General features: G+C 67.8%; 26 protein-coding genes. 8 read left to right on the top strand and 18 right to left on the bottom strand.

From position 1 onward, the window contains the following. Nucleotides 1–27: 27 nt before the first annotated feature. Complete coding sequence (locus tag DX912_RS16550) at nt 28–366, bottom strand: P-II family nitrogen regulator (RefSeq protein WP_115844333.1); 339 nt, start codon at nt 364–366, stop codon at nt 28–30. A 190-nt stretch (nt 367–556) separates the two neighbouring features. Between DX912_RS16550 and ubiK the strand changes: the two genes are divergently transcribed. Then, nucleotides 557–853, top strand: a complete 297-nt coding sequence (gene ubiK / locus DX912_RS16555) for a ubiquinone biosynthesis accessory factor UbiK (protein WP_115844335.1) — start codon at nt 557–559, stop codon at nt 851–853. A 12-nt stretch (nt 854–865) separates the two neighbouring features. Beyond that, a complete protein-coding gene (locus tag DX912_RS16560; RefSeq protein WP_115844337.1) occupies nt 866–2,380 on the top strand; it encodes a YifB family Mg chelatase-like AAA ATPase in 1,515 nt (504 codons plus the stop codon). A 122-nt stretch (nt 2,381–2,502) separates the two neighbouring features. On the opposite strand, the gene DX912_RS16565 is transcribed toward DX912_RS16560, so the two are convergent. From DX912_RS16565 to DX912_RS16575, 3 genes are all read right to left on the bottom strand, one after another. After that, entirely contained in the window at nt 2,503–2,982 is a 480-nt protein-coding gene (locus tag DX912_RS16565; RefSeq protein ID WP_115844339.1) for a hypothetical protein, read from the bottom strand. 68 nt (nt 2,983–3,050) lie between these two features. Next, entirely contained in the window at nt 3,051–3,524 is a 474-nt protein-coding gene (locus DX912_RS16570; protein WP_115844341.1) for a hypothetical protein, read from the bottom strand. A gap of 137 nt (nt 3,525–3,661) precedes the next feature. After that, the gene (locus tag DX912_RS16575; protein ID WP_115844344.1) at nt 3,662–4,834 is read right to left on the bottom strand and encodes a putative peptide maturation dehydrogenase; all 1,173 of its coding nucleotides are present in this window, start codon (nt 4,832–4,834) and stop codon (nt 3,662–3,664) included. A 133-nt stretch (nt 4,835–4,967) separates the two neighbouring features. Between DX912_RS16575 and DX912_RS16580 the strand changes: the two genes are divergently transcribed. The 4 genes from DX912_RS16580 (at nt 4,968) to DX912_RS16595 (ending at nt 6,730) form a co-directional block, all read left to right on the top strand. Next, a complete protein-coding gene (locus DX912_RS16580) occupies nt 4,968–5,321 on the top strand; it encodes an NHLP-related RiPP peptide (protein WP_181902874.1) in 354 nt (117 codons plus the stop codon). Nucleotides 5,322–5,426: 105 nt separating this feature from the next. Further along, nucleotides 5,427–5,777: an NHLP-related RiPP peptide gene (locus tag DX912_RS16585; protein WP_115844346.1), complete on the top strand. Its 351-nt coding sequence runs from the start codon at nt 5,427–5,429 to the stop codon at nt 5,775–5,777. A gap of 99 nt (nt 5,778–5,876) precedes the next feature. Next, nucleotides 5,877–6,227 (top strand): NHLP-related RiPP peptide, encoded by a 351-nt coding sequence (locus DX912_RS16590; protein ID WP_115844348.1) that lies wholly within the window; start codon nt 5,877–5,879, stop codon nt 6,225–6,227. 155 nt (nt 6,228–6,382) lie between these two features. Then, complete coding sequence (locus DX912_RS16595) at nt 6,383–6,730, top strand: NHLP-related RiPP peptide (protein ID WP_115844350.1); 348 nt, start codon at nt 6,383–6,385, stop codon at nt 6,728–6,730. Between the two features lie 37 nt (nt 6,731–6,767). On the opposite strand, the gene DX912_RS16600 is transcribed toward DX912_RS16595, so the two are convergent. The 4 genes from DX912_RS16600 to aceB form a co-directional block, all read right to left on the bottom strand. Beyond that, nucleotides 6,768–9,251, bottom strand: a complete 2,484-nt coding sequence (locus DX912_RS16600; protein ID WP_115844352.1) for a putative peptide modification system cyclase — start codon at nt 9,249–9,251, stop codon at nt 6,768–6,770. A 22-nt stretch (nt 9,252–9,273) separates the two neighbouring features. Next, entirely contained in the window at nt 9,274–10,326 is a 1,053-nt protein-coding gene (locus tag DX912_RS16605) for a GGDEF domain-containing protein (protein WP_115844355.1), read from the bottom strand. Nucleotides 10,327–10,560: 234 nt separating this feature from the next. After that, complete coding sequence (gene aceA, locus DX912_RS16610; protein ID WP_115844358.1) at nt 10,561–11,862, bottom strand: isocitrate lyase; 1,302 nt, start codon at nt 11,860–11,862, stop codon at nt 10,561–10,563. A gap of 66 nt (nt 11,863–11,928) precedes the next feature. Next, complete coding sequence (aceB, locus tag DX912_RS16615; protein WP_115844360.1) at nt 11,929–13,548, bottom strand: malate synthase A; 1,620 nt, start codon at nt 13,546–13,548, stop codon at nt 11,929–11,931. A 110-nt stretch (nt 13,549–13,658) separates the two neighbouring features. Between aceB and DX912_RS16620 the strand changes: the two genes are divergently transcribed. Beyond that, a complete protein-coding gene (locus DX912_RS16620; protein WP_115844362.1) occupies nt 13,659–14,627 on the top strand; it encodes a LysR family transcriptional regulator in 969 nt (322 codons plus the stop codon). 40 nt (nt 14,628–14,667) lie between these two features. On the opposite strand, the gene DX912_RS16625 is transcribed toward DX912_RS16620, so the two are convergent. From DX912_RS16625 to oleD, 8 genes are all read right to left on the bottom strand, one after another. After that, a complete protein-coding gene (locus tag DX912_RS16625; RefSeq protein ID WP_115844364.1) occupies nt 14,668–15,273 on the bottom strand; it encodes a lysophospholipid acyltransferase family protein in 606 nt (201 codons plus the stop codon). Between the two features lie 38 nt (nt 15,274–15,311). Then, a complete protein-coding gene (arfB, locus tag DX912_RS16630; protein WP_115844366.1) occupies nt 15,312–15,731 on the bottom strand; it encodes an alternative ribosome rescue aminoacyl-tRNA hydrolase ArfB in 420 nt (139 codons plus the stop codon). Nucleotides 15,732–15,779: 48 nt separating this feature from the next. Continuing rightward, a complete protein-coding gene (locus DX912_RS16635; protein WP_425477962.1) occupies nt 15,780–16,460 on the bottom strand; it encodes a pseudouridine synthase in 681 nt (226 codons plus the stop codon). A 98-nt stretch (nt 16,461–16,558) separates the two neighbouring features. Further along, nucleotides 16,559–16,903: an endonuclease domain-containing protein gene (locus DX912_RS16640; protein WP_115844369.1), complete on the bottom strand. Its 345-nt coding sequence runs from the start codon at nt 16,901–16,903 to the stop codon at nt 16,559–16,561. A 112-nt stretch (nt 16,904–17,015) separates the two neighbouring features. Continuing rightward, nucleotides 17,016–18,692, bottom strand: coding sequence for a ubiquinone biosynthesis regulatory protein kinase UbiB (gene ubiB, locus DX912_RS16645; RefSeq protein ID WP_115844371.1), 1,677 nt, complete (start codon nt 18,690–18,692; stop codon nt 17,016–17,018). Next, complete coding sequence (locus DX912_RS16650) at nt 18,689–19,336, bottom strand: ubiquinone biosynthesis accessory factor UbiJ (protein ID WP_115844373.1); 648 nt, start codon at nt 19,334–19,336, stop codon at nt 18,689–18,691. The genes ubiB and DX912_RS16650 overlap by 4 nt, the downstream gene beginning before the upstream one ends. A 147-nt stretch (nt 19,337–19,483) precedes the next feature. Beyond that, a complete protein-coding gene (locus DX912_RS16655; RefSeq protein WP_115844375.1) occupies nt 19,484–19,642 on the bottom strand; it encodes a DUF1328 domain-containing protein in 159 nt (52 codons plus the stop codon). Between the two features lie 96 nt (nt 19,643–19,738). Beyond that, a complete protein-coding gene (oleD, locus tag DX912_RS16660) occupies nt 19,739–20,737 on the bottom strand; it encodes a 2-alkyl-3-oxoalkanoate reductase (protein ID WP_115844377.1) in 999 nt (332 codons plus the stop codon). 316 nt (nt 20,738–21,053) lie between these two features. Between oleD and DX912_RS16665 the strand changes: the two genes are divergently transcribed. After that, entirely contained in the window at nt 21,054–22,016 is a 963-nt protein-coding gene (locus tag DX912_RS16665; protein WP_115844446.1) for a serine hydrolase domain-containing protein, read from the top strand. Here the strand turns inward: DX912_RS16665 and DX912_RS16670 are convergent. Beyond that, nucleotides 22,000–23,550 (bottom strand): tetratricopeptide repeat protein, encoded by a 1,551-nt coding sequence (locus DX912_RS16670; protein WP_115844379.1) that lies wholly within the window; start codon nt 23,548–23,550, stop codon nt 22,000–22,002. The genes DX912_RS16665 and DX912_RS16670 overlap by 17 nt on opposite strands. Nucleotides 23,551–23,553: 3 nt before the next feature. Further along, on the bottom strand, nt 23,554–25,206 hold the full coding sequence (gene oleC, locus DX912_RS16675) for an olefin beta-lactone synthetase (RefSeq protein WP_115844381.1): 1,653 nt from the start codon (nt 25,204–25,206) through the stop codon (nt 23,554–23,556). Between the last annotated feature and the right edge of the window lie 77 nt (nt 25,207–25,283).

Consider the following 25,283-nt stretch of genomic DNA (forward strand, 5'->3'; position numbering starts at 1 on the left):
GCGTCGCCGGCCAACGGCGGAGTGGAGTTACAGCGCGTCGCCGTCCAGCTCGCCGGTGCGGATGCGCACGGCGCGTTCCAGGTCCCAGACGAAGATCTTGCCGTCGCCGATCTTGCCCGTGCCGGCGGCCTTCATGATCGCCTCGACGACGCCGTCGACCTGCTCGTCGGTCACGGCGACTTCCAGCTTGATCTTGGGCAGGAAGTCGACCACGTACTCGGCGCCGCGGTAGAGCTCGGTATGACCCTTCTGGCGCCCGAAGCCCTTCACCTCGGTCGCGGTGATGCCCGCCACGCCGGCCTCGGCGAGCGCTTCGCGCACGTCGTCGAGCTTGAACGGCTTGATCACCGCCATGACCATCTTCATCGCTACGTTCTCCTGCGATCGCCTTCGATCGTGGCGGGAGGATAACGAAGACGGTGCCGCCCCGGGTGGGCTCTCGGTTAGAGTGACGCCACTTTCGGACTTCCCCCACATTCCGCCGCGGCCCACGCCGACGGCGTCCTCACGGCCGACCCCCCACTCTGGCGGGAACACCCGAGGACCATCCCTCACCATGATCGACCTGAATCCCATCGACGATCTCGCCCGCCGCCTGAGCACCCTGGTTCCCCCGAGCGTCCGCGAAGGGCGCGAGGAACTGCAGCAGAACTTCAAGGCCGTGCTGCAGTCCGGGCTGGCCAAGCTCGATCTGGTGACGCGCGAGGAGTTCGAAGTCCAGCGCGCGGTCCTGCTGCGCACGCGCGAGAAGCTCGAAGAACTGCAGCGCACCGTCGCCGAACTGGAGACGCAGCTCTCGCAGTCCGAGCCGCCGTCCTCGCAGTCCGGAACGCTGTCGCAGCCGCACCACTAAGCGGTCAATCCCATGAACCTGGCACTCGTGCACAGCCGTGCACGATCGGGCGTCCGTGCGCCCGCGGTACGCGTTGAAGTGCATCTGGCGGGCGGATTGCCCGCGATGTCCATCGTCGGTTTGCCCGAAGCGGCGGTACGCGAATCGAAGGATCGCGTGCGGGCGGCGATCCTCTGCGCGCAGTTCGAGTTCCCGGCACGCCGCATCACGGTCAACCTCGCGCCCGCCGACCTGCCCAAGGACGGAGGCCGCTTCGACCTGCCCATCGCGCTGGGCATCCTCGCAGCCAGCGGGCAGATCCCGCTGGAGGCGCTGGCCGACGGCGAATTCCTTGGCGAGCTCGGACTCACGGGCGAACTGCGCGCGGTCGACGGCGTGCTGCCGGCCGCGCTGGCCGCCGGCGATGCCGGACGCAAACTGATCGTCCCGGCCGGAAACGGCCCCGAGGCCGCGCTGGCCAGCCGCGTCGAAGTCCGCACGGCGCGCACGTTGCTGGAAGTCTGCGCACACCTCACGGGGCGCAAGCCGCTCCCGTTCGCCGAAGCGCCCGCACTTGAACGCACGCCCGGACCGGACCTCGCCGACGTGCGCGGCCAGTCCCAGGCGCGACGCGCGCTGGAGATCGCCGCGGCCGGCGGTCACCACCTTCTTCTGATCGGCCCGCCGGGTTGCGGCAAGACGCTGCTGGCGTCTCGCCTCCCGGGTCTGTTGCCGGAGGCGACCGAGAGCGAGGCGCTGGAAGCGGCGGCGATCGCGTCGGTCAGCGGGCGCGGGCTCGATCCGGCGCGTTGGCGCGAGCGGCCCTTCCGATCGCCGCATCACACCGCCAGTGCGGTCGCGCTGGTCGGCGGTGGCGCGCAGCCGCGGCCGGGCGAGATCTCGCTTGCGCACCAAGGCGTGCTCTTCCTGGACGAATTGCCCGAATGGGATCGACGCGCGCTGGAAGTCCTGCGCGAACCGTTGGAGTCCGGCGTCATCACCGTGTCGCGCGCGGCGCGCAGTGCGGAGTTTCCGGCGCGATTCCAGCTCGTGGCGGCAATGAATCCCTGCCCGTGCGGTTGGGCCGGCGACCCGTCCGGGCGATGCCGCTGCAGTCCGGACGCGGTGCGACGCTATCGAGGCCGCGTGTCGGGGCCACTGCTCGATCGCATCGACCTGCATGTCGAAGTCGCGCGACTGCCGCCCGCCGCGCTGCGACCCGACGCGCCCGCCGGCGAATCCACCGGCACCGTCCGCGCACGCGTCGTCGAAGCCCGCGGGCGGCAGCATGCGCGCGCCGGGAAGACGAACGCGGTGCTCGACCAGCCCGAGACCGCAGCCGCGTGTCGGCTCGCCGACGCCGACCGGCTGCTGCTCGAACGCGCCGTGGACGCCCTGCAGCTGTCGGCACGCTCGATGCACCGGATCATGCGTGTCGCACGAACGATCGCCGATCTCGATGGCGCGGACGCCATCGGTACGGCGCACCTGACGGAAGCCATTTCGTTACGGCGCGCAACGCGCGGGATCGAAGCCGCGGTGGCGTGAGCCACCATCGCTCTGGAGTTGTTGTCGATCGCACCGCGGCTGGCAAACCGGCGGGCAACAGCGCCTACCCGAACCTGCTCATCGACGCATCGCACAGCGTCGGCTAGAACCCCTGGCGGTGATCAGCCGCAGCGATCGCCGCACACCTTCGGCCGTTCGAGGAAATCGCGCGCACCTTCGCGCGCTTCGCGCATCTCGGCTTCGGTCCCGCAGCGCGTGACCTTCGTGTTGCTGCCGGACATGCGCTCGCGCCAGCAGACCTGCTTGTCGTCGTGACCGCCGCGCGTGTTCTTTACTTCGGCGTTGATCCGCTCCAGTGCGTTCTCGAGCCGGACCTTGTCGTCCATCGACAGTTGATCGAGCGAGGTTTTGCCTTCCGTTACCGTGAAGACATCCACCTGCGCCTTGCGGATCGCATTGACCTGGCGCGTCGTCAGGCCATCGGTCTTTCCCGCGTCGAGATCGCGCTTGAGTTCCTGCTGCTGCGCGAGGATGCGCTCGAGCTTCTGCGGCGGTGCTTCGTCCTGTGCGATCGCTGCGAGCGGCGCCGAGCACGCGATCGCCAGGGCCAGCCACACTCCCCAATGCGCTTGCTTGTTCATGCAATCCCCCCGTCGATGCCGTAGGAGCCGGCGGGCCGGCTCCGGTTACGACGCCAGACGCGTCGCGATCAGTTGCTCTTGCAGTCCATGCAGCTGCCGCGGGAGTCCATCATGTTGCGCGCTGCTTCGCGCTCCTCGCGCCACTGCGAGGCGGTCTTGCACACGCGCTCCTTCCGGGTGCTGCCGAGCACCGCACGGCGTTCGCAGACCATGCGGTCTTCGCCATCGCTGTTCACTACCGCTTCGATCCACTCCAGCGTGTTGAAGACTTCGGTCTTCTGCTGGTCGTTGAGTTCGGCGGTGGAATGCTTGCCTTCGATGGTCTGCAGCATGCGCGCCTGCTTGGTCAGCAGCTCGTTGCGCTGCGAGCTCGACAGGTCCTTGTAGCGACCGGTGCGCGCTTCCACGCCGTCGCGGATCTCGGTCTGCTGGGTACGGATGTCGTCGAGCATCAGCACGCGGCTGTCGACGGACGCGAATGCGGCCGGGGCGAGAAGCGCCAGGCTCAGGAGGGCGGCGGAAACGAAGCGGATGGCACGCATTGCGACAATCCTTGTGATGGGCCTCCAAACATAGCGCGCCAGATTTGGCAATGTCGACTGCCTAGGCCCGCAAAATCGGCCATTCAGCCGCGAAGCGCCGGCTTTTGATAGTCGCCCGGCGCCGGCAGCCTTCGGCGTCAGCCGTCCGCCCGTTGCCAGACACGCTCCGCCGGGTCCAGTTCGGCCGTCTCCATCACGGGCCCACGCCAGCCGAAACCGCAGATCGCCAGGGCGCCCTGGTGGATCGGGTCGAGGCCGAAGGCCTGCTCCAGCTCGACCTCGTTGATCGCGCCGGTGATGAACGCGCCGAGTCCGGCGTCGGTCGCGGCCAGGTACAGCGTCTGCGAGAGGTGACCGCCCTCTAACGCGATGACGCGATAGCCCTTCGCGTGGTGCCGGTATTTCCAGAAGGTCCGATCGAAACGCGGCGACAGCAGCACCACGACGTGCGCATCGGCGAACCAGTGTTGCTGCGCGACCATGTCCATCACGAACTCGCGCAGCGGTTTGGCCGGCGCCGGCAACGGTTCCAGCGCGTGTTCCTGCGACTGGTAGTGGTACAGGCCGGGCGCGACGCCGTCGACGTGCTGCACGATCAGGTAGCACTCCATCGGATGCAGGCCGCCGCCGGACGGCACGTTCTTCTTCAGGAACACCGTGTCGTCGGTGACGCGCACTTCCGCCTGCGCGGCGAACACGCGTTGCAGCACCTGCGCGAACGTGTCGAACGGCAACGTGCGCGACGCATCGAAATTGCGGCAGGTCGCGCGGCGCGCGAGCAGGTCGTCGAACGAGGTCGGCGCGATGCGTGGAAGTCGCACGCGCGCGTCGTCGTCGGCTCGTCGTACGGCTTCCACCGGCGGCGCACCGAGCACCTGCCGCATCGCGACCGCGGTTTCGGTGCCGCTGTCCTTCTGGTTCTGCACGGTGTCCACGCCGCTCCATCGCGTGAACGCATGCAATGTTGCGGCGAGCGGATGCCAGTACGTGCGACGCAGCGATTCGTCACGTTCGCGCATGTCGGCGTGTTCGGGCGCGTCGCTGATCACCAGCCCTTCGCGCAGCAGGCGCGCGAGCGTATCCGCGTCGGCCTCTATGGAATCGATCTCGATCCATTGACCGGGACTAAGCACGCCGAGCAGTTCGCGCTCGTCGCCATCGACCTCGACTTCCTGGCCCAGATGCGGCGCGAGCGCGAGCCAGCGCCGCTCGCGATTGAGCCCATCGCCGCCGGTCAACAGGAGGGAAAGATCGAACTCGACCTGTTCCCGCGGCTCGAAATACACCACTCCACAACGACGGATGCGCATGCCTGGGTCCCTGTTGGCGAAGCGGCTACTTTGCTTGCGGCCGTGCCAGTTGGGAAGTAGGTTGGCGTGCCGGCGCGGGGATCGCCCGGGTCGCCGGCCAATGCCAAGCAGTCACTCAACGGAAGGAAAGGACATGCAAGCGATATTGACCGAACAGGAAGTACGGACGGAGACGTCCGGCAAGGCGCGCACCGTGCCGATGAGCCGGCCGGCGGCGATCAAGCTAGTAGATCTGCTCGCAACCAGCGACGAATTCCGCGACGTCTTCATGCGCGATGCGCGCATGGCGCTGGAGACCTGGCAGTTCGATCAGGACACGATCGATTGGTTCTGGTGGGATTGCAAGATGGGGATCAATCAGCTTGCCTCGAAGGAAGTCATCGCCGAAGCGCGCGATGAAATCGTGTCAATGCTGATGGCTGGCTTGAACCAGACCACGCCTGATCTGAATGCCAAGTCAGCGGCCCAGCGTCATCGGGCGATTTAGCGCAGGGGCTCTTGCTTCGTTGCGCAAATCTGCGAGACCGTACGGGGGTGATGCCGATGCTCGCTCCTCGCTAACGGCGACATTAACCCAAGGAGGAGGAATGACATGCAAGCTACTGCGATCGATTTGAAAGAAGACAAGAGCTCCGGCAAGCCCCGCACCGTGCCGATGAGCCGGACGGCGGCGATCAAGCTGGTGGATCTGCTCGCAACCAGCGACGAGTTCCGCGACGTCTTCATGCGCGATGCGCGCATGGCGCTGGAAACCTGGCAGTTCGACCAAGACACCATCGACTGGTTCTGGTGGGACTGCAAGATGGGCATCAACCAGTTGGCTTCGAAGGAGGTCATCTCCGAGGCGCGGGGGGAGATCATCTCGATGCTTATGAGTAAGTTGGATCAGACCGTACCCAATCTGGACAGCGGACTGGAAAGCCAGCGCCGCCTTCGCCAGTGAAGAGACGTCCTCGCCGCTGGTGAAACGGCGGCCCGCTCTGTGCGCTGGCGATCGAACGCACAAGCGTCCCCAAGTGCTCACGCAAAGGAAGAGAACGAGATGCGAGCGATAGCCGTTGAACAGAACATGCGGAAGGAAACTTCCGGACAATCCCGCACCATGCCAATGAGCCGTCAGGCTGCCATCAAGCTCATTGACCTGCTGGCGACGAGTGACGAGTTCCGCGCTGTCTTCATCCGCGATCCGCGCACGGCTTTGGAAACCTGGCAGTTCGACGATGAAACCATCCGCGGCTCCTGGTGGGAGTGCACCATGGGCATCACACAACTGGCACACAAGGAAGTCATCTCCGCCGCCAAGGAGGAAATCCTTTCCATGTTGTTGGCGGGCCTCGATCAGACTACCCCCCAGTTGGACAGCGGTCTGAAGAGCCGTCGCCTCAAGCAATAGCCGGTCGAAATGTCTGCCGACATGAGCCCCTCGCCCCCGCCGCGAAGGTGGCGGGGGCCTGCCGACCGCCGACGCGCGGTTGTGACAGCAAGCACATACCGGTTAGATTTTGCCGGATTGGCCCGCAACGGGCTCTTTGACGGGGAAGATTGGGGATGAACAAGCCGCTGACCGCACCGCTGGACCCGGCCCTGGCCGACCGGCTTCTGGACCTTCTGAGTACCGACGACCTGTTCCGCGAGCGCTTCCAGCGCGATCACCTCGCCGCACTGCGCACGATCGGCTACGAGCCGCCGGCGCCGGGGCAGATGACGGCTAGCGGTGAAGTGTCGCCCCTGGTCGCGATGGAGCCTTTCCGCGACTGCCGCGTGCAGGACCTCGCGTCGAAGGAAGACATTGCCGCCGCACGGGCGGAGATAAAGGCCATGCTGACGCAGGGCCTGGCGCAGACGACGCCGAAGCTGGACGCGCGCAACGAAGCTGCGCTCTACCGCCTGAAGTGAGTCGCGGCACGGCCGGATGCTGCCGGTCCTCCTCGCATCACGCCGACGCTGGCGTGATGCGACTGTCCATGACGTTGAGCGCCTGCAGGCAGTTACTGCACTCCAGTTCGACGTATGCCTGCCCGCGGCGCGCCTGGAGCCACTTCGCTTGTTCCTGGGCAGCATCCACATCGCCGGCATCGCGATATGCGTGGTAGAGCGCGACGCGCGTCTGGTAGCGCTCACGCCCGTTGAGATGAGGCAACAACTCGTTGATTGCATCGCGGGGCTTGCCAGCGATCCGGAGCTTCTGCGCCTTCACCACCGAACGGAATTCCGCGACGCTGGGCGCTGAAGCCAAGGCTTCGTCCGAACTCAATTCCGCTTCGACCCGATCGGCGACACGTCCGTCGCCCAGCCGCAGCGCAATCAGTCCGGCCGCCACTGCGACCTCGGCATCGTCCTGCGCGTCCGGCGTCACGCCTGCGCCGGCCTTGAGCGCCGCCAGCGCCTGATCGGCTGCCGCGCGCGCGTGCGCTAGGGCCGCCTCGGTATTGCCACTGCCCCATTCGGCCACGGCCAGGGGGAGCAGAAACGATCGGCTGTCCAAGCCACCGGCCTTTTTGGCGAGCGTGAAGCCTGCTGATGCGTACTGACGCGCCTGGTCCCATTTGCCCTGGTCGATCGCGACGGACGTCCGCTCCAGGAACCCATGTCGATCGTCCAGCGGTACCTTGGCCAGGTAATTCCATGCAGACGCGAAGTCCCGCCGCGATGCATCAACCACGGCGCGGCGACGCAATGAGCTTTCGTATCCGCGACTGATCGCATGGTCGAAGGCCTTCGCCGCCGCCGGGAGATCGCCGACCGCCAGTTGCGCGCGACCGAGCGTGTCGTAGTCGATCGAAGGCGTGGCGTTCTGCGGAACCAGGGCGGCCGTCGCGAACTGGATCGCTTCGTTGAAGCGGTTGTCGGTGAACGTCCATATGGCCGCGTTGCTCTGCGCCGCCTCATGGTCGGGATACAGCTTCGCCAGATTCAACCACTTGTCCGTCGCGCGTGCAGGTTCGTCGAATCTGGCAACCCACGCGTCGAGATACATGGCTTCCCTCGGCGCGAGCCGCGACCGCACCTCCTGTGCGCGCCTGAGTGCGGCGACACCGGCTGGAGCATCGACGTAGGCGTTGTGAACACGCATCTGGCCTATCCAACTCAAGGCGAACTGTGGGTCCAGGTCCGTGGCTTGCTTGTATAGCTCAAGCGCCTGGGCGAAGTCGCGCTTGGCATACAGTCCCTGCGCCAGGGCGTACGCGCGCAGGGCGTCCAGGTTGGAGGTGGTCACCTGCGGCAGCGGCTTGGAATCACGCTCTATTGTCTTGACGGTCTCGCCCAGTTTTTCGCGCAGTCGCGCCGTGACGGTATCGATCGACTCCAGCGCCGATGACAGGTCCGGCCCGTCCGCGGCCTCCGACAGCACGGTGGTTTGGCTGTGCGGATCGATGATCTCGGCGCTCACGCGCACCTTGCCGCCGACTTCGGCCACGGTCGGCAGGATCACCGCACGCGCTCCATCACGCAGCGCGATTTCCGACGCGATGGCGCGGTCGAGGATGGTGTCGGGCTTGAGCTGCATGCGCGCGAGCGTGTCGCGTGCCTTCAGGTCGCTCAGCACGTTGACGTAGCGCGACTGCTCCAGGCTGATGCGGAATGCCTGTTCGAGCGAGTCGTCGAGCACGCTCTGGCCGGTGAGGTTGCGAAGGTCGGCGACGACGACCCAGTCGCGCTGGTTGAAGGCGATCGCCGGCGCCGGGCGCGTGGCGAACCAGACGCCCACGCCGATGCCGGCGATGATCGCGGCCTCGGCGGCGAGCGCGGCGGGGCGACGCCACAGCGGCAGGTCGCGCCAGGCCTTGGGCGTGTTCGGCGGCATGCGCAGCGGCGCAATGCCGGGTTCGCCGACCTCGTAGATCTGCTGGCCGTCGGGCACGCCCTTGAAGCGCCAGCGGCCGTGCGATTTCCACAGCAGGTGCTGGCCGCGTTCGCCCAGTTCGCGCGCGGCGCGATGCGCCAGCGGTTCGGCGACCGCCGACAGCAGGATCTGCCCCGGGCGCGCCATCGCCATCAGGCGCGCGGCCATGGGCTTGGCGAGGCCTTCGACTTCGAGCGGCTTGGCGCCGACCTGCACCGCTTCGTCGCTGTTGCGCCAGGTGAGCACTTCGCCGACATGCAGGCCAGCGCGCGCGCGCAGTTCGAGCCGGCGCGCGTCGCCCATCTCGCGCAGTTCGCGCACGTAGTCGAGCGCGAAGCCCAGGCCGTCGATGGGGCGTTCGAACAGCAGCAGCAGGCCGTCGGACCGGTCGATCAACCGGCCGCGCCAGCGCTGCTGCAGATCCAGCACCAGTCGATCGTGGTCGCGGAACAGCGTGGCCGCCTGCACGTCGCCGATGCGCTCGACCAGCGTGGTCGAATCGCACAGGTCGGTCAGCAGCAGCGTGCGCAGCTGTGGCGCTTCGATCGAGGGGCGATGGGTCATCTCGTTCATCGCGTCCTTCCGCTCCGTCGGCTCAGGCCGAAGTCAGTTCCATGTCGTGCCAGTGCACGCGGTTGCCGCCCAGGCGCTTGGCCTGGTACAGCGCCGCGTCGGCGTGGGCGTATCCATCGTTCCAGTCGCGAGCGGGGTCGATGAGGCAGGCACCGACGCTCAGCGGGCACATCAGCGGCGTGCCGTGCGACATCTGCATCAGGCCCTGCGCGGTGGAGACGATGAAGTCGCCGAAGCGCATCACCTCCTCGCGCTGGTCCGACACCACCAGCAGGCAGAACTCGTCGCCGCCGATGCGGCAGGCGAGATCCTCGGGCCCTGCGACCGAGCGCAGGATGTTCGCCACGCCCTGCAGCACGCGATCGCCGATGAGATGGCCGTGGTCGTCGTTGACCTGCTTGAAGCGGTCGCAGTCCACCAGCAGCAGCCCCATGCTGCGCTGGGCGCCCTGTTCGCGACGTTCCTGCAGGTGCAGCGTGAGGCCGCGACGGTTGTACAAACGCGTGAGTTCGTCCGTGCGGACGAGCTCTTCGGTCTGGTTGAGCTGGTGCGTCGCGGCGTACAGGCTGTCGAGCGCGGACTGCAGTTCTTCGTTGCGACGACGCAGGCGGCGGATCAGGCTCTGCTCGTTCAGCACCACGCGCAGGATCGCGCGGCGCAGGAAATACGACACCAGCCCCGGGTCGCGATCGACCAGACGCTGGAATTCCTCGTGGCGCAGTTCGATCAGCAGGCCGTCGCTGGCGGCCACGGCGTCGGCGCTCCGGACGTGGTCGCCGATGAGCAGGCCGAGTTCGCCGAAGAATTCGCTGGGGCCCAGGCGCTTGCCGACGAGGTCGTCGCCGAAATCCAGGTCCACCACGCCGCGGGCGATGACGAACATCGTCGTGCCCAGCTCACCCCGGCGGAACAGCAACTGGCCGGCTTCGACACGGCGCGGGCGACCCAGTTCGGCGAACAGCTCGTATTCCGCTTCGGTGAGCACCGCCGTCGCCACGTCCGCAGGCGCCGAGCCGTACTTGCCGGAGTTGATGGAATCGCGCGTCCGGAGAGACGCCGCGCTGTCACGAGTCATCCAACGAGGGCCCAGTCCCTGGGGAGGCTGGAGAATAGCACCGGAATCCAGTGTGAAACGGACTGGGCCGCCGGGACCGGACGCGTGGGCCTGAATGCGCTGTAGTGCGGGGTCGACCCCTGTCTTGAAGCCCTCTCCCGCTCGCGGGAGAGGGGTTGGGGTGAGGGCGACGCCCGCCCTCATCCGCCCTGCGGGCACCTTCTCCCGCGTGCGGGAGAAGGGAAGCGTCAGGCCTTACGCCGCCGCGGCCCGCTTCTCGTGGAACTGCTCTTCCTCGGTCGAACCCTTCAGCGCGACGGTCGAGGACTGTCCGCCCTGGATGGTCTGCGTCACCGCATCGAAGTAGCCGGTGCCGACCTCGCGCTGGTGCTTCACCGCGGTGAAGCCCTTCTCGGCGGCGGCGAACTCCGCTTCCTGCAGCTCGACGAAGGCGCTCATCTGGCGGCGCGCGTAGCCGTGCGCCAGGTTGAACATGCCGTAGTTCAGGCTGTGGAAGCCGGCCAGCGTGATGAACTGGAACTTGTAGCCGTAGGACGCGATTTCCTTCTGGAACTTGGCGATCGTCGCGTCGTCCAGGTTCTTCTTCCAGTTGAAGCTCGGCGAACAGTTGTAGGCCAGCAGCTTGCCCGGGAACTGCGCGTGGATCGCCTCGGCGAACTTGCGGGCGAACTCCAGGTCCGGCTTGCCGGTCTCGCACCACACCAGGTCGGCGTACGGCGCGTAGGCGAGGCCGCGGCTGATCGCCTGGTCCAGGCCCTTGTTCGTCTTGTAGAAGCCCTCGACGGTGCGCTCGCCGGTGCAGAAGGGCTTGTCGTTGTCGTCGATGTCGGAGGTGATGAGGTCGGCGGCTTCGGCGTCGGTGCGGGCGACGATCAGGGTCGGCACGCCCATGACGTCGGCGGCCAGGCGCGCGGCGACCAGCTTTTCCACCGCCTCTCGCGTGGGCACCAGCACCTTGCCGCCCATGTGGCCGCACTTCTTCACGCTGGCGAGCTGGTCTTCGAAGTGGACGCCCGCGGCGCCGGCCTCGATCATGCCCTTCATCAGTTCGAACGCATTGAGCACGCCGCCGAAACCGGCTTCGGCGTCGGCCACGATCGGCTGCAGGAAGTCGACGTCGCCCGTGCCTTCGGCGCACTGGATCTGGTCGGCGCGCAGCAGCGTGTTGTTGATGCGGCGCACGACCTGCGGCACGGAATTGGCCGGATACAGCGACTGGTCGGGGTACATCTCGCCGGCGATGTTCGCGTCGGCCGCGACCTGCCAGCCCGATAGATAGATCGCCTTCAGCCCGGCCTTCACCTGCTGCATCGCCTGGTTGCCGGTGAGCGCGCCGAGCGCGTTGACGAACGGCTCGCTTTGCAGCGAATTCCACAGCTTCTCCGCGCCGAGCTTGGCGATCGAATGCTCGACCTGCACCGTGCCGCGCAGGCGCACGACGTCCTGCGGGCAGTACGGACGCGTGATGCCGGCCCAGCGCGGGTTGGTCGCCCAGTCGTGGCGGAGTTGTTCGGCGGTCTGCAGCGTGGTGCTCATGGCGGTGTTCCTTTCGGTATCGATGATGGAAAAGCGGAACAGCTCAGGCGTGTTGCGAATGAGGAGTCAGTCCAAGCGCGCGTACGCCGGCAACGTGAGGAAGTCCTCCAGCTCGTCGGCGTGCGTGAGGCGATCGAGCACGCCGATCGCTTCGTTGATGCGGCTTCCGCCGGGAATGCGCGTGCGATCGCCGAGGCGCGAAGGCAGGTTCAGGAAGGCGCGCTCGAGCAGCGCGAAATCGACCGGCGTGCCGTCGTCGAGGAACAAACCGTCGCTATGCAGCCACTGCCACAGCTGCGTGCGGGCGATTTCCGCCGTCGCCGCGTCTTCCATCAACCAGTGGATCGGCACGCAACCGTTGCCGTCGAGCCACGCGGCCAGATAGCGCACGCACACCTCGACGTTGCCTTCGAAACCGGCGCGCGTGATCGTGCCGAGCGAAGGCTTGATGAGGTCGTCGCGCGTAACCCACACGTCCTCGCGCAGCACGTGGCGCTGGTTCGGCGTGGGCATGCGTTCGTCGAAGATCGCCTGCGCCAGCGGAATCAGCGCCGGATGCGCGACCCACGTGCCGTCGTGACCGGCGGTGACTTCGCGCAGCTTGTCGGCGCGCACCTTCGCGAGCGCGGCTTCGTTGGCCTCTTCGTCGCCGCTGATCGGGATCTGCGCCGCCATGCCGCCCATCGCGTGCGCGCCGCGCTTGTGGCAGGTCTGGATCAGCAGTTCCGAATACGACTTCAGGAACGGCTGCGTCATCGTCACCTGCGCGCGCTCGGGCAGCACCTTGTCGCGATGCGCGCGGAAGGTTTTGATGTACGAGAACACGTAATCCCAGCGGCCGCAGTTCAGGCCGGCGATGCGCGTGCGCAGGGCATGCAGGATCTCGTCCATCTCGAACACCGCCGGCAGCGTCTCGATCAGCACGGTGACCTTGAGCTGGCCCGGCGGCAGGCGCAGTTCGCGTTCGATGTGGTCCAGCGCGTCGTTCCACAGCTGCGCCTCTTCCATCGACTGCAGCTTCGGCAGGTAGAAGTACGGGCCGCGGTCCTTCGCCATCAGCTCGCGCGCGTTGTGGAACGCGAACAGGCCCAGGTCGAACAGGCCGGCGGACATCGGCGTGCCGTCGACGAGCACGTGCTTCTCGTCCAGGTGCCAGCCGCGCGGCCGGACCATCAGCACCGCCTGCTCCTCGAACGGACGCAGCGCGTAGTGCTTGCCGGTGTCGGCTGTGAATTCGAGCGTGCCGCGCACCGCATCGAACAGCGCGCGCTGGCCGGCGATCAGGTTCGGCCACGTCGGCGAGGTGCTGTCCTCGAAGTCGGCCATGTAGACCTTCGCGCCCGAGTTCAGCGCGTTGATCACCATCTTCGGATCGACCGGTCCGGTGATCTCGACGCGGCGGTCGAGCAGCGCCTTCGGCAGCGGGGCCACCTTCCACTCGCCCGCGCGGATGGCCCTGGTGTCCTCACGGAAGTCCGGCAGCCCGCCGGCGTCGAAGAACGCCTGGCGTTCGCGGCGGGCGGCAAGCCGCGCCTGGCGGACGGGTTCGAACCGCGCGTGGAGCCCGGCGAGGAACGACAGGGCGGCCGGCGTCAGTACGTCGGTCTGGCCGGGGACCTGTGCGATGACCTCGATGCGGGCCTGCTCGAAACCCGCCTGCTGGGGCTGCGCCATGACTGCCGACATGCTGTAACTCCGTGGTAACCGTGGGGAGCCACCATGCGCTGGCGTTTGTTATTTGACAATGAAGGTTTGTCAATGCATATCATTTGCTCAGCTAATACGAGGCTGAAGAAATGGGCTCGAACGCCGCCGGCACGCCGCGCTTCGCCTACAAGGGCGATCGCCTCAAGCCCCTTCGTGCCTTCTGCCAGACGGCGCGACTGGGTTCGGTCTCCCGCGCGGCCGAGGCGCTGTACCTCAGCCAGCCGGCCGTGACGTTGCAATTGCAGGCGCTGGAACGGGAACTGGGCGTGCGGCTGCTCGAACGCACCGGCCGCCGCATCGCACTCACTCGCGAAGGGCAGGAGCTCTACGACCTCGCCCGTCCGCTGGTCGAAGGCCTGGACGGCCTCGACGCGGCCTTCCACGAGCGCATCCGCGGGCTGGACGCCGGCGAGCTGAACGTCGCCGCGGGCAGTTCGACGATCCTCTACCTTCTGCCGCGGATCGTCGAAGCCTTCCGCGCCGCGCACCCGGAGGTCCGGCTGAGCCTGCACAACGTCACCGGTGCAGGCGGCCTCGACCTGCTGCGTTCTGACGGCGTGGACCTGGCCGTGGGCTCGATGCTCGACGTCCCGGCCGACCTCAGCTACGAGCCGGTCTACCGCTTCGAGCCGATGCTGATCACGCCGCGCGACCATCCGCTGGCGCAGAAGGCGACGATCGCGCTCGACGACCTCTCGCCCTTCGGCCTGATCCTGCCGCCGCAGCGGCTCACGACGTATCGCCTGATCGACCTGGTCTTCCAGCAGAACCGCGTGCCCTACACCGTGGCGCTGGAAGTCGGCGGCTGGGAGGTCATCAAGCAGTACGTGGCGATGGGCCTGGGCATCAGCATCGTCACGGCGATCTGCCTCACGGAAGCCGATCGCGAGCGGCTCTGCGCCCGCTCGCTGGCCGAGTATTTCCCCTCGCGCACCTACGGCGTGGTGGTCCGGAAGGGGAAGTATTTGTCCCCGCAGGCGCGGGCATTTGTGGAGCTTATAAAGCCCGCGCTGTTCGAACGCGGGGATTATTACTCGACCGGCCAGTCCGAGCGCTGACGTTCAAGCAGCGATCAGCGACCTCACGCGCACGTGAGCGTCAGGCGTCGTGGTTCTTGCCGTTGGACACGCTCCGGTACCACTCGCGGATGCGGGCCACGTCGGATTCGTAATGGTCGGTCAGCTCGAATGGCGCGCCGATGCCGATGGTTCGGCGCCCGTAGTGGAAGTACGCCGGCACGACCGGCACCGCGGCGGCCTTGGCGATGCGCCAGAAGCCCGGCTTCCACTTCTCCACGACCTTGCGCGTGCCTTCCGGCGCCAGGCCGTACCAGAACTTGTCGGCGCCGCGGATCATCTGCGCGGCCTGTTCGACCACGCCCTGCGCGGCCTTGCGGTCCACCGGGATCACGCCCAGGCGCTTGAGGATCGGCCCGACCACCGGCGCCTTGAGCAGGGTGTCCTTGCCGAGCACCTTCAGGTCCAGGCCCGTGGCCATCACCACCGCGAAACCCCACACGCCATCCCAGTTGGACGAGTGCGGCGCGCCGATCAGGACCAGTTTGGGCAGGTCGGGGAACGCGCCTTCCATGCGCCAGCCGCCGAGTCGGAGGATGGTCCGCCCGATCCAGCGGACAAGGGCGTTGCGGTGGATGCGCGGCGCGCTGGGCGGCAGCGGCAGCACCGGAGAAGCGGCGTCGGACATGTCCCCTCGTTGGATCCTGCGGTGGTTCGGTGCGTCGATCAGTCCCAGTCCCGCCGGGTCCGCTCGCGCTTGATCGTACCGCGTTCGCGCTTTCCGCTGAGCCGGCGTTCCTTCGACGCGCGAGTCGGACGGGTCGCGATGCGCGGCGCCGCGACGGCCAGGCCGCCCGCGATGAACGCCGCCAGCCGCTCGCGCGCGTCCTCGCGATTTCGGTCCTGCGTACGGAAGCGCTGCGCGCTGATCACCAGCACGCCCTCGTCGGTGATGCGGCGGTCGCGCTTGGCCAGCAGCCGCGCGCGCAGCGGCTCGGGCAGCGACGGCGAGGTGGCGATGTCGAAACGCAACTCGACCGCCGTGGCGACCTTGTTGACGTTCTGCCCGCCCGGACCGGACGAACGCACGAAGCGCTCGACCAGTTCCGAGTCGGGAATCGACAGACGGGGCGTGATCTCGAGCATGGGGCGCGACTTTAGCCGAATCGGGATGACGCGGGCTTCGGCAACGCCTTATGCGGCGGTGAATCCGTCGAACAACGCCAGCGCCTTGGCGAATTCCGCATCGACCGGCGCCACCGCTTCCACGCGCGCGCCGCTGCCCGGATACACGAACGCGAGCCGCCGCGAGTGCAACAGCATCCGGTGGATTCCCATCATGCGGAAATTGCGGTTGTGGCGGCCGTCGCCGTGGCTGGTATCGCCGATCAGATGGTGCGACAGGTGCTTCAGGTGGCGCCGGATCTGACGGAAACGCCCGGTATCGAGCGTCGCGCTCAGCAGCGCATAGCGCGAGGTGTCGAAGCCCGCAGACGGCATCGACAACTCGGTGGTCGCCAGCCGCCGGAAGTGCGTGATCGCCGGCTTCTTCTGCGGCTTGCCCGGGCCGCCGTCGAGCTGATGGTCGACGGTGAACGCCTCCTCCGGCCAGCCGCGGCACACGGCCCAGTATTCCTTCTCGACCTCGCGCGACATCAGCACCTTGCCGAGCGCCGACGCGGTTTCGCGATCGAACGCCAGCAGCAGGCAGCCGCTGGTGGCGCGATCGAGGCGATGCACGAGGAAGATCGGCTTTCCGAACTGCTCACGGAGTCGGTCCGCCGCGAAGTCCGTCTCGCCGCGCGCCAGCGCACTGTCGTGCACCATCAGCCCCGCGGGCTTGTTGACGATGGCGAGCGTGTCGTCGGCGTGGATGACGTCGAGCGCTTCGAATGCATCGCTCGCGCCTTCGACGCTCGTTGCTTCTGCCTCCTCCCCTGCTTGCAGGGGAGGGTTGGGGAGGGGTGAAGTGTTCACCGGGAGCGCTCCCGCAGATGAATCAGCACTTCTTCAAGCACGAGGTTTGTCCTCAGCAGTACATCGTCGTTCCAGAAGCGCAGTACGTGATAGCCGTTGGTGTTCATGCGTTGCGTGCGCCGCTCATCGTAGTGCTGTGCTTGGAGATGCTGTCCGCCGTCCAGTTCGATGACGAGCTTGCCTTCGACACAGGCGAAGTCGGCGATGTAGCCGGCGATGGGGAACTGGCGGCGGAATCTGTGGCCATCGAGTTGCCGGCCCTTGAGGTGATACCAGAGCAAACGCTCGGCGTCGGTAGCGGCTCTACGCAGGCGGCGGGCGTTTCGCCAGATGGGTTCCACATGCGCTCTGCGGAAAGGATGCGGGTACCCACTTCACCCCTCCCCAGCCCTCCCCTGCAAGCAGGGGAGGGAGCAACAGCGTGTCGGCATTCTTCACATCTGCGCGTAAGTCTCAGCGCCCACGCGGCCACGCCGCGAGCAGCGCCCAGAGGCCGCCGAGGCCGGCGATCCACGCCGACGCCGGTACCGACCAGAAACGCGGGCCGCCGGCTTCCAGGCCGTAGAGCACCGCGGCGCAGATCAGCAGGCCGACGCCGAGCACGGCCGCCACGGTCTTTCGTTGCGCGGTGTGGATCGTGCGGTTGAGTTCGACCAGGTCGCGCGAACGCAGGTTCAACTCATGCCTGCCTTCGACCTGCTGCGTCAGCCACGCGTGCAGCAGGCGCGGCATTTCCGGCGCGTGCGTGACCAGCTCCGGCAGGCGCTTGCGGAATTCCGTCGCCAGTCGCTGCGGGCTGTAGCGCTCGACGAGGATCCGCTGAAGCACCGGACGCGCCACGGCCCAGATGTCCAGCTTCGGATCGAGCAGGCGGCCGACGCCCTCGATGTTCAGCAGCGTCTTCTGCAGCAGGATCAGCTGCGGCTGCAGCGTCAGTTCGTAACGCTGCGCGGTGCGGAACAGCTTGAGCAGCACCTCGGCCAGCGAGATCTCGCTCAGCGGCCGCGTGAAATACGGCTCGCACACCGCGCGCGCCGCGGCTTCGAGTTCGTCGATGCGGATGTACGACGGCATCCAGCCGGCGCGCACGTGCAGCTCGGCGATGCGGCGGTAATCGCGGTTGAAGATCGCCATGAAGTTCTCGGCGAGGTAGTACTGGTCCTCGTCCGAAAGCTGGCCCACGATGCCGAAATCCAGCGCGATGAAACGCGGGTTCGCGCGCCGCGCGGGATCGCTGTCGACCCAGATGTTGCCGGCGTGCGCGTCGGCGTGGAAGAAGTTGTCGCGGAAGACCTCGGTGTAGAACACGCGCACGCCCTTGGCGGCGAGCGCGCGGCGGTCGATGCCGGCCGCGTCCAGCGCGGCGATGTCGTCCGACGGAATTCCGTATACGCGCTCCAGCGTCAGCACGCGCTCGGCGGTGTGTGACCAGATCACCTCCGGCACGTAGAGGTCGTCGCTGTCCTGCCAGAAACGCCGCAGCACGCTGGCGTTGGCGCCCTCGCGCTGCAGGTCGAGTTCGGCGGCCAGCGTGTTCTCGATTTCCTCGACGATCAGGTGCGGGCGGATCTTGTCGGCCGCCGGATGCGTGCGATTGACGACGCCCGCGACCGCCTTCAGCAGCGCGATGTCGCCGGCAATCTGCTTCTCGATGTCCGGACGCAGCACCTTCACCACGATCTCGCGCGAGACGCCGTTCGCGTCCGGCGGCAACGTCGCCGCGTGCACCTGCGCGATCGACGCCGACGCCAGCGGCGTGGTGTCGAACGTCGCGAAGGCCTGGCTCACCGGCATCTGCAACGCGTTCTCGACGATCGCCCGCGCAGTCTCACCGTCGAAGGGCAGCACGCGATCCTGCAGCAGCGCGAGTTCCTCGGCGACGTCCGGCGGTACCAGGTCGCGTCGCGTCGACAGGATCTGGCCGAACTTGACGAAGATCGGCCCGAGTTCCTGCAGGGCCATGCGCAGGCGGGCGCCGCGCGAGAGGTTCGCGACCTCGGCCGATGCGCGCGGCACGAACGGGCGCGCGAGCTTCAGCCAGCCCTCGACGGGCGTGTCGTCGAGCAGGTCGTCCAGGCGGTAGCGCAGCAGCACGCGGCCGATGCGCCAGGCGCGGAAGACCGGCTTCATGCGGCGCCCCGCGCGCGCGCGCGCAGTCGCGATACGCGAGCGGCCAGGCGCTCGACGTCGTCGCGCAGTGTGTCGACGTCGTCGTGGAAGGCGTTGAGTTCCTCGCGCGGCACGACGTCGCGCGATTCCTCGGTCACGAATTCGGCGGCATTCGTCGCGAAAGCACCGGCCGCGCCGCGCGCATGGCGCAGGCCGGCGGCGACGGCATTGGCGACCTGCACGCCGACGATCTCGCCGAACACGCGCACAAAGGGCTGTTGCCAGTCGGGATCGAATCGTTCGGCGAGGCGCTGCAGGCGCCGCGCGAGGTCGGCGTCACCTTCGATGCGGAGCTTGCCGACGGGCGGCGCGTCGTCGTTGCGAAGGAACGGGAGCTGCGACAACAGCCCGCCGAGCGTAGCGCGCACGGACAGATCGGGTTCGTCTTCGGCGACGGGGCCGACTTCCAGCCGTTCGCCGGCCACACGCACCTGCAGGGCGAGCGCGGGCGCGGACAAGCGCAGCACGACGCGGCGCCCGTCGAGGGCGCGCAACTGGTCGCGGGTGTCGGGATCGAGCGCAAGGGCGCGGTTGAGGGCGGTTTCGAGGGCGCGCCCGGCCAGTGGCTTCAGAGCGGCCAGCGGCGAGGAAGTCGGGTCGGTCATGCGGTCATTGTAGCCGCGGCCCGTACCCGGTCCCCGCACGGGCCGCTCGCGCCGGACGGCCCCCTCGAGGCAGCCGTCCGGCGCGGTGTTGCAGGGTTGGATCAGCAGGTCAGATCAGCAGATTCGATCGATGGATCGATCCGCCGGTCAGACCCTGCGGCCGCGCAGCATCGAGATGACGGCCAGCACCAGGAACACGACGAACAGAATCCAGGCGATGTTGCTGGCAGCGCCGGCGATACCACTGAAGCCGAGGACCGCGGCGATGATCGCGATGACGAAGAAGATGACAGCGTAGCTAAGCATCGGTGCACTCCGTGGCGCGGTGCGCCTGACTGGGTGTAATCGATGCTAGGCACGGGGCAGTCGGCAAAAAGTGACGATCCGAACGCCTGCGCGCCTCTATGCCCGTCCCATGCAGGCCACCTTCAGTCGGGTGAGCCCCTCGTGAATGCTGACCGATGGCACGTAGCCGAAATCGCGTCGCGCCGGCGTCATGTCGTACCAGTGCGTCGTGCTGAGCTGTTCGGCGAGGAAGCGCGTCATCGGTGGCTCGCCCTTCAGCGGCAACGCATGCCACAACCCTTCGCACAACACGCCCGCCGCGTATGCGACGCCGAAGGGAATCGTCTTGTCGACCTGTGGCGCGCCGGCGGCATCGAGCAGGCCGTTGAGGATCTCGCGCACCGTGCGCGGTTCGCCGTTGCTGATGAAGTACGCCCGGCCCGCGCACGCGGCGCCGGGTGCGAGATGTTCGAACGCATCGAAGTGCGCCTGCGCGGCGTTGTCGACGTAGGTCGTGTCGATGCGGTTGTTGCCGTCGCCGACGATACGCAGCCGGCCCGCCTTCGCGCGTTCGACCAGCCGCGGCAGCAGCTGGTTGTCGCCCACGCCCCAGATCAGCCGCGGACGCAGCGACACGGTGGCGAGCGCGGTGTCGTTGGCGGCGATGACGAGCTTCTCGGCGATCTGCTTGGTCGCCGCGTACGGCGCCTTGAGGTGGTCGCCGTACGGCACGGTCTCGGCGGTGCCGCCTTCGACCGGGTGCGTCTTGCGATGCGTGACGCTGGGCGTGGACGTGTAGACCAGCCGGCCGATGCCGTGCGCGCGGCAGGCGTCGATGACGTTCTGCGTGCCGACGACGTTGGCGAGATGGTAGCTCTCGTAACCGCCCCAAGCGCCGGCCTTGGCGGCGTTGTGGAAGATCGCCTCGCAGCCCGCGGCCGCGGCGATGACGGCGTCGCGCTGGGCCAGGTCGCCCTGCACCTGCGTCACACCGAGGCGGTCGAGTGCGTCGTAGCGGCCGCGGTTGAAGCTGACGACCTCATGGCCGCGCTCTCGCAGGCCACGGCAAAGCACCTGCCCGAGGAAGCCGCCGCCGCCGGTCACCAGGATCTTCATCGGCCGTCTCCGTGCGAAAAGGGGTCACACCATAACGGGGCCGGCGGCAGCTTCCAACGCCCTGCCGGCGGGGGCAAAAGCCGCCCGATCGCGGGCTTCACAATTCTTCATTCGCATTTCAGGCACTTCATCGAGGTCCGGCCGCCAATGGTCGCTCCCACCAAGGAGCCTGCCGATGCGTCGCCTGTTCGCCCTGTCCCTGCTTGTCCTGTTCGCCACCAGCACCGTCACCGCGGCCCCGCCGGCCGCGCGCGATGACGGCTGGCCCGTCGCCGACGCTGCGAGCGCAGGCTTCGACGCCGCGACCCTCGCCGCCATGGACGCTGCCATCGCCGCCGGGCAGGTCCCCGACACGACCAGCGTGCTCATCGCCCGCGACGGCCGCCTGGTCTACGAACGCTATTTCGGCACGGGCGGGCCCGATGTGCTCAACAACACGCGCTCGGCGACCAAGTCCGTCACCGCGTTGCTGATCGGCGCGGCGGTCGACCGCAAGCTGATCGACGGCGCGCAGGCGCCAATCTACGGTTATTTCGCCGACCGGACGTGGCTTCATCCCGATCCCCGCAAGGCGCGCTTCACCGTCGAGGACCTGCTGACGATGAGCTCGCAATGGGAATGCGACGACGACAACACGTTCTCCGCCGGCAACGAAGAGCGCATGTACCTGGCCGAAAACTGGACGCAGTTCGCGCTGGACCTGCCGATCAAGGGCTACGCACCGTGGATGAAGCGTCCGGAGGACAGTCCGCATGGTCGCGCGTTCTCGTACTGCACCGCGGGCTCGTTCCTGCTCGGCGCTGCGGTCGAGCGCGTCAGCGGCAAGCCGCTTGCGACGTTCGCGCGTGAAACACTGGAAGCACCGCTCGGCATCCGTGAAAGCCAGTGGCAGCGTTCGTCCGAAGGCGTGGGCATGGGCGGCGGCGGCACGCGTTACCGCAGTCGCGATCTGGCGAAACTCGGACAGCTGCTGCTCGACGGCGGACGCTGGAACGGCAAACAGGTGATCGCCGCCGACTGGATCCGCGCGATGACGACGGTGCATGCGCAGGCGCGCGACGATGCGGACTACGGCTACCTGCTGTGGCGCTTCCGCTTCGACGTGCGCGGCGAGGAGGAAGCGGCCTGGGCGATGTCGGGCAACGGCGGCAACTACGTGTTCGTGGTTCCGTCGCAGCGACTCGTCGCGGTGATCACGCGCACGCGCTACAACCAGCGCGACATGCACGCGCAGTCGCAGCGGCTGATGTCGGACTACATTCTCAAGGCGCTGCCCTGATATCGAGCTTGCGCGAACGCACGGCCTCGCGTTCGCGCGCGATGGCCGTGTCGATCGCGGCCAGCACCTCGTCAAAACCCGGCGACTCGCGAAGTCCTGCGAACAACGGCGACGCACGCAGGTACGCCGCGTCCCGATAGCCCATCGCGATGGCGTCACGCAGCGCGGCGATCGCAGCGTCCCGGTCGCCCGCCGTATCGAGCAGCAAGGTGGCGTCGATACCGTCGATCGGATCGCTGCCGTCGCGCAAGCCGGCCCGCAACGATTCTGCCTGCGCGCGCAGTGTTTCTGACGGCGGCCGCACTTGCGCGAAGGCGTACTGCACGCTGCGCGGGAGACTGCTGTGCGGTCGCAGCGCCACGGCACGCGCGGCTTCCTCGCGCGCGGTGTCGCGATCATCGCGCGACCACGCGAGTTCCGCCGCCAGCACGTGCAGGCCTGCGTGGTCGGTGCCGCGCTTCATCGCTTCGTGGAGCGCCGCTTGAGCTTCGGCATGACGCCCGTGCCGCATCAGGAACGACGGCCACGCCAGGTTCGAGAACACGTTGTCCGGATACAGCTGGAAACTGCGGCGATAGCGCGATTCCGCTTCGGCCGTGTAACCGAGCAGGTCGAGATTCGCGGCGATCTGGATCTGCAGGAAGCGCACACGCGACGGATCACGCACGGCGAGGTTCGCGGCGAGCGCATCGGCCAGCCTCCCGCGCCGTTCGTACAGGTACGCCGCCGAGGCACGCGCGCCGTCGTTCGAGGGGTCCAGAGACAGCGCGCGCTCGTAATTGCGCAGCGCGTCATCGATGCGTCCGCGGCAATCGAACGAATAGCCCAGCGCCGCGTGCGCGGCAGCGTTGCGCGGATCGGCAGCGATCACGCGTTCGGCCATCGCCTGCGCACGGTCGAGTTGCGTGGCGTCGCCGTTGTACAGGCACGCGTCCGCGCTGAGTGCGCGGCTCAGCCCGACCATTGCATCGCGATCGTCCGGCGCTTCCTGCAGCCGCTGTCGATACAGCGCGATGGCGCGCTCGTTGTTGTCGCGCTGGCCGATGCCGGCGTAATACGCCGCGCGCTGCAGCAGCGGCGATTGCGACGTCTTCGTTTCGTCCGGCCGCTGCATCGACCAGGCAATGACGCCGATGGCGAGCGCGATGAGCGCCACTCCTGCAAGCGCGATATTGCGCTTGCGTCGCGCGGGCGGCGTTGCGTCGATGCGCGGTTCATCCTCGCGCTGCGGCGCCACGCACAACTGGTAACCACGCCCGCGTACCGAACGCAGGTAGCGCGAGTTGCGTCCGTCGTCGCCCAGCGCCTGTCGCAGCAGCCGCACGCGCTGCGTGACGGTTTCCTCGTTCACCACCGCCGGCGCCCACACCCGCTCGATCAACTCGTCGAAACCGACGACACGCTGGCCCTGTTCGAGCATGAATTCCAGCAGCCGGAAGCTCAGTCCGCCGACGTCGAGCGGCGCGCCCTCACGCTCCACGCGCTGGCGCGGCACGTCGATGATCAGATCGTCGAGCCGGTAGCGTGCCGTCATGCGTCAGCGCAGCCGCGTCGCCGCCCAGACGGCGAGCTTCTCGCGGCCGATCTTGGCGTTGTGGCGGATGTCGACCGGGAATTTCGGATGGCGCAGGAACGTGTCGATGCCGGACGTATGCGCGTGCGCCGATGCGATCCAGCGCAGCTCACGCTCGATGCGTAGCCATTCGCTCGCGTCGACGCCATGGGCCAGCTCGACGCACAACACCGGCCGTTGCGCGCCCATCGCGCCGATGCCGACCAGCGCGGTGCGTCGCACGTTCTCGTGCACGTTGAACACCGGCTCGACCTGTTCGGTATACAGCGGGCCCTCCGCGGTTTCGACGCGATGCGTCTTCCGCCCGCAGAACCACAGGCGACCTTGCGCATCGAGGTAGCCGACATCGCCCATGCGATGCACGACGCGTTCGCTGCCGTCGGCAACGCGTTCGCGGATCTTCGCAGCCTTCGTCTGGGCAGGACGGTTGAAGTAGGTGTCGGTCGCGGTGGGACCGGCGACGGTGATCTCGCCGACGACGCCCGCTTCCACGATGCGCGCGTCGGTCCAGTCTTCGATCGCCTCGTCCGTGATCGCGATGATGCGCACCTCGTTCGGCGCGACCGCGCGGCCGACGCAGGTGCCCGCGCCGTTTTCCGTGGCCGTGCGGGTGGATTGCAGCTCGCGGCTTTCAATGACCGCAACGGGCAGGCATTCAGTCGCGCCGTACGGCGTCCAGAAGCCGGCATCATCGGGCAGCAGCTCGCGCATCTTGGCCACGACGTCGGCCGGCACCGGCGCGCCGGCGGAGGTCACGCGCTTGACCGTCGGCAGCTTCGCGCCGAAGTTCGCCAGCACCGCCATCAGCGCGGGCGAGCCGAACAGCTGGTCCACGTCGAAGCGCGCGATGGCGTCGTGCAACTTGCGTGGATCGGCCAGCGCGGGCTTGGTCGGATCCATGTCGGGAATGATCGACGTCAGGCCCAGCGCGGGATCGAACAAGGCGAACGGCGGGAACGTCGGCAGGTCGACGCCGCCGGCCTCGATGCCCAGCGCATCGCGAAGCATCGCGATCTGCGCGACGAAATGGCGATGCCGGTACACCACGCCCTTTGGCACGCCGGTGGAGCCGCTGGTGAACAGGATTGCGGCAACCTCGTCGGGCTGCGTCGCGGCGAGCTGCGAGCCGGCGTTCGCGCCGTCGCGTTCGACCTGGGCGAGCGTCGCGTCGCTGAGCCACGCGCGCGTGCCGGTGGTGATGCGGATGCGCGCCGATCTTGCCCAGCGCAGCACGACGCGGGCGATGTGCGCCAGCGGGATGCCGATGAAGGCCTCGGGCTGCGCTTCGTCGAGGCACTGCTTCAGCGCGCGCTTGTCGATGCCCGGGTCGACGAGCACCGGCACCGCGCCGGCCTTGAACAGCGCGAACATCAGCAGGAAGAACTCCGGCGACGGCCGCACCATCACCACCGTGCGCGTGCCGCGGACGATGCCGCGACGCGCCAGGCCGGCGGCGATCGCGTCGCTGCGCGCGTCGAGGTCGCGGTAGGTCAGGGTGAGGTCGAAGCGGGCCATCCCGTCCGGCCCGCGCGTGCCGGGGCAGCGCATGGCGATGCGGTCGGGAAAGCGGGCGGCCAGCCCCGGGAGGGTCGCGGCGATGTTGCACACGTCGGTCATGCCTCATTTTCGCCTGAACGGGCGGCGCTGCGTCCGGCCTGCTTGCACGGGCCGCGCAAAGCCTCAGAATTCCGCAC

The sequence above is a fragment of the Lysobacter soli genome (genome assembly GCF_003382285.1).
GTDB classification, from domain to species: domain Bacteria; phylum Pseudomonadota; class Gammaproteobacteria; order Xanthomonadales; family Xanthomonadaceae; genus Lysobacter_J; species Lysobacter_J soli.

Excerpts from the sequence above, each read along its gene's own strand:
- DX912_RS16550 (WP_115844333.1), bottom strand. The coding sequence starts at position 366 with ATGAAGATGGTCATGGCGGTGATCAAGCCGTTCAAGCTCGACGACGTG.
- ubiK (WP_115844335.1), top strand. The coding sequence starts at position 557 with ATGATCGACCTGAATCCCATCGACGATCTCGCCCGCCGCCTGAGCACC.
- DX912_RS16560 (WP_115844337.1), top strand. The coding sequence starts at position 866 with ATGAACCTGGCACTCGTGCACAGCCGTGCACGATCGGGCGTCCGTGCG.
- DX912_RS16565 (WP_115844339.1), bottom strand. The coding sequence starts at position 2,982 with ATGAACAAGCAAGCGCATTGGGGAGTGTGGCTGGCCCTGGCGATCGCG.
- DX912_RS16570 (WP_115844341.1), bottom strand. The coding sequence starts at position 3,524 with ATGCGTGCCATCCGCTTCGTTTCCGCCGCCCTCCTGAGCCTGGCGCTT.
- DX912_RS16575 (WP_115844344.1), bottom strand. The coding sequence starts at position 4,834 with ATGCGCATCCGTCGTTGTGGAGTGGTGTATTTCGAGCCGCGGGAACAG.
- DX912_RS16580 (WP_181902874.1), top strand. The coding sequence starts at position 4,968 with ATGCAAGCGATATTGACCGAACAGGAAGTACGGACGGAGACGTCCGGC.
- DX912_RS16585 (WP_115844346.1), top strand. The coding sequence starts at position 5,427 with ATGCAAGCTACTGCGATCGATTTGAAAGAAGACAAGAGCTCCGGCAAG.
- DX912_RS16590 (WP_115844348.1), top strand. The coding sequence starts at position 5,877 with ATGCGAGCGATAGCCGTTGAACAGAACATGCGGAAGGAAACTTCCGGA.
- DX912_RS16595 (WP_115844350.1), top strand. The coding sequence starts at position 6,383 with ATGAACAAGCCGCTGACCGCACCGCTGGACCCGGCCCTGGCCGACCGG.
- DX912_RS16600 (WP_115844352.1), bottom strand. The coding sequence starts at position 9,251 with ATGAACGAGATGACCCATCGCCCCTCGATCGAAGCGCCACAGCTGCGC.
- DX912_RS16605 (WP_115844355.1), bottom strand. The coding sequence starts at position 10,326 with ATGACTCGTGACAGCGCGGCGTCTCTCCGGACGCGCGATTCCATCAAC.
- aceA (WP_115844358.1), bottom strand. The coding sequence starts at position 11,862 with ATGAGCACCACGCTGCAGACCGCCGAACAACTCCGCCACGACTGGGCG.
- aceB (WP_115844360.1), bottom strand. The coding sequence starts at position 13,548 with ATGTCGGCAGTCATGGCGCAGCCCCAGCAGGCGGGTTTCGAGCAGGCC.
- DX912_RS16620 (WP_115844362.1), top strand. The coding sequence starts at position 13,659 with ATGGGCTCGAACGCCGCCGGCACGCCGCGCTTCGCCTACAAGGGCGAT.
- DX912_RS16625 (WP_115844364.1), bottom strand. The coding sequence starts at position 15,273 with ATGTCCGACGCCGCTTCTCCGGTGCTGCCGCTGCCGCCCAGCGCGCCG.
- arfB (WP_115844366.1), bottom strand. The coding sequence starts at position 15,731 with ATGCTCGAGATCACGCCCCGTCTGTCGATTCCCGACTCGGAACTGGTC.
- ubiB (WP_115844371.1), bottom strand. The coding sequence starts at position 18,692 with ATGAAGCCGGTCTTCCGCGCCTGGCGCATCGGCCGCGTGCTGCTGCGC.
- DX912_RS16650 (WP_115844373.1), bottom strand. The coding sequence starts at position 19,336 with ATGACCGACCCGACTTCCTCGCCGCTGGCCGCTCTGAAGCCACTGGCC.
- DX912_RS16655 (WP_115844375.1), bottom strand. The coding sequence starts at position 19,642 with ATGCTTAGCTACGCTGTCATCTTCTTCGTCATCGCGATCATCGCCGCG.
- oleD (WP_115844377.1), bottom strand. The coding sequence starts at position 20,737 with ATGAAGATCCTGGTGACCGGCGGCGGCGGCTTCCTCGGGCAGGTGCTT.
- DX912_RS16665 (WP_115844446.1), top strand. The coding sequence starts at position 21,054 with ATGGACGCTGCCATCGCCGCCGGGCAGGTCCCCGACACGACCAGCGTG.
- DX912_RS16670 (WP_115844379.1), bottom strand. The coding sequence starts at position 23,550 with ATGACGGCACGCTACCGGCTCGACGATCTGATCATCGACGTGCCGCGC.
- oleC (WP_115844381.1), bottom strand. The coding sequence starts at position 25,206 with ATGACCGACGTGTGCAACATCGCCGCGACCCTCCCGGGGCTGGCCGCC.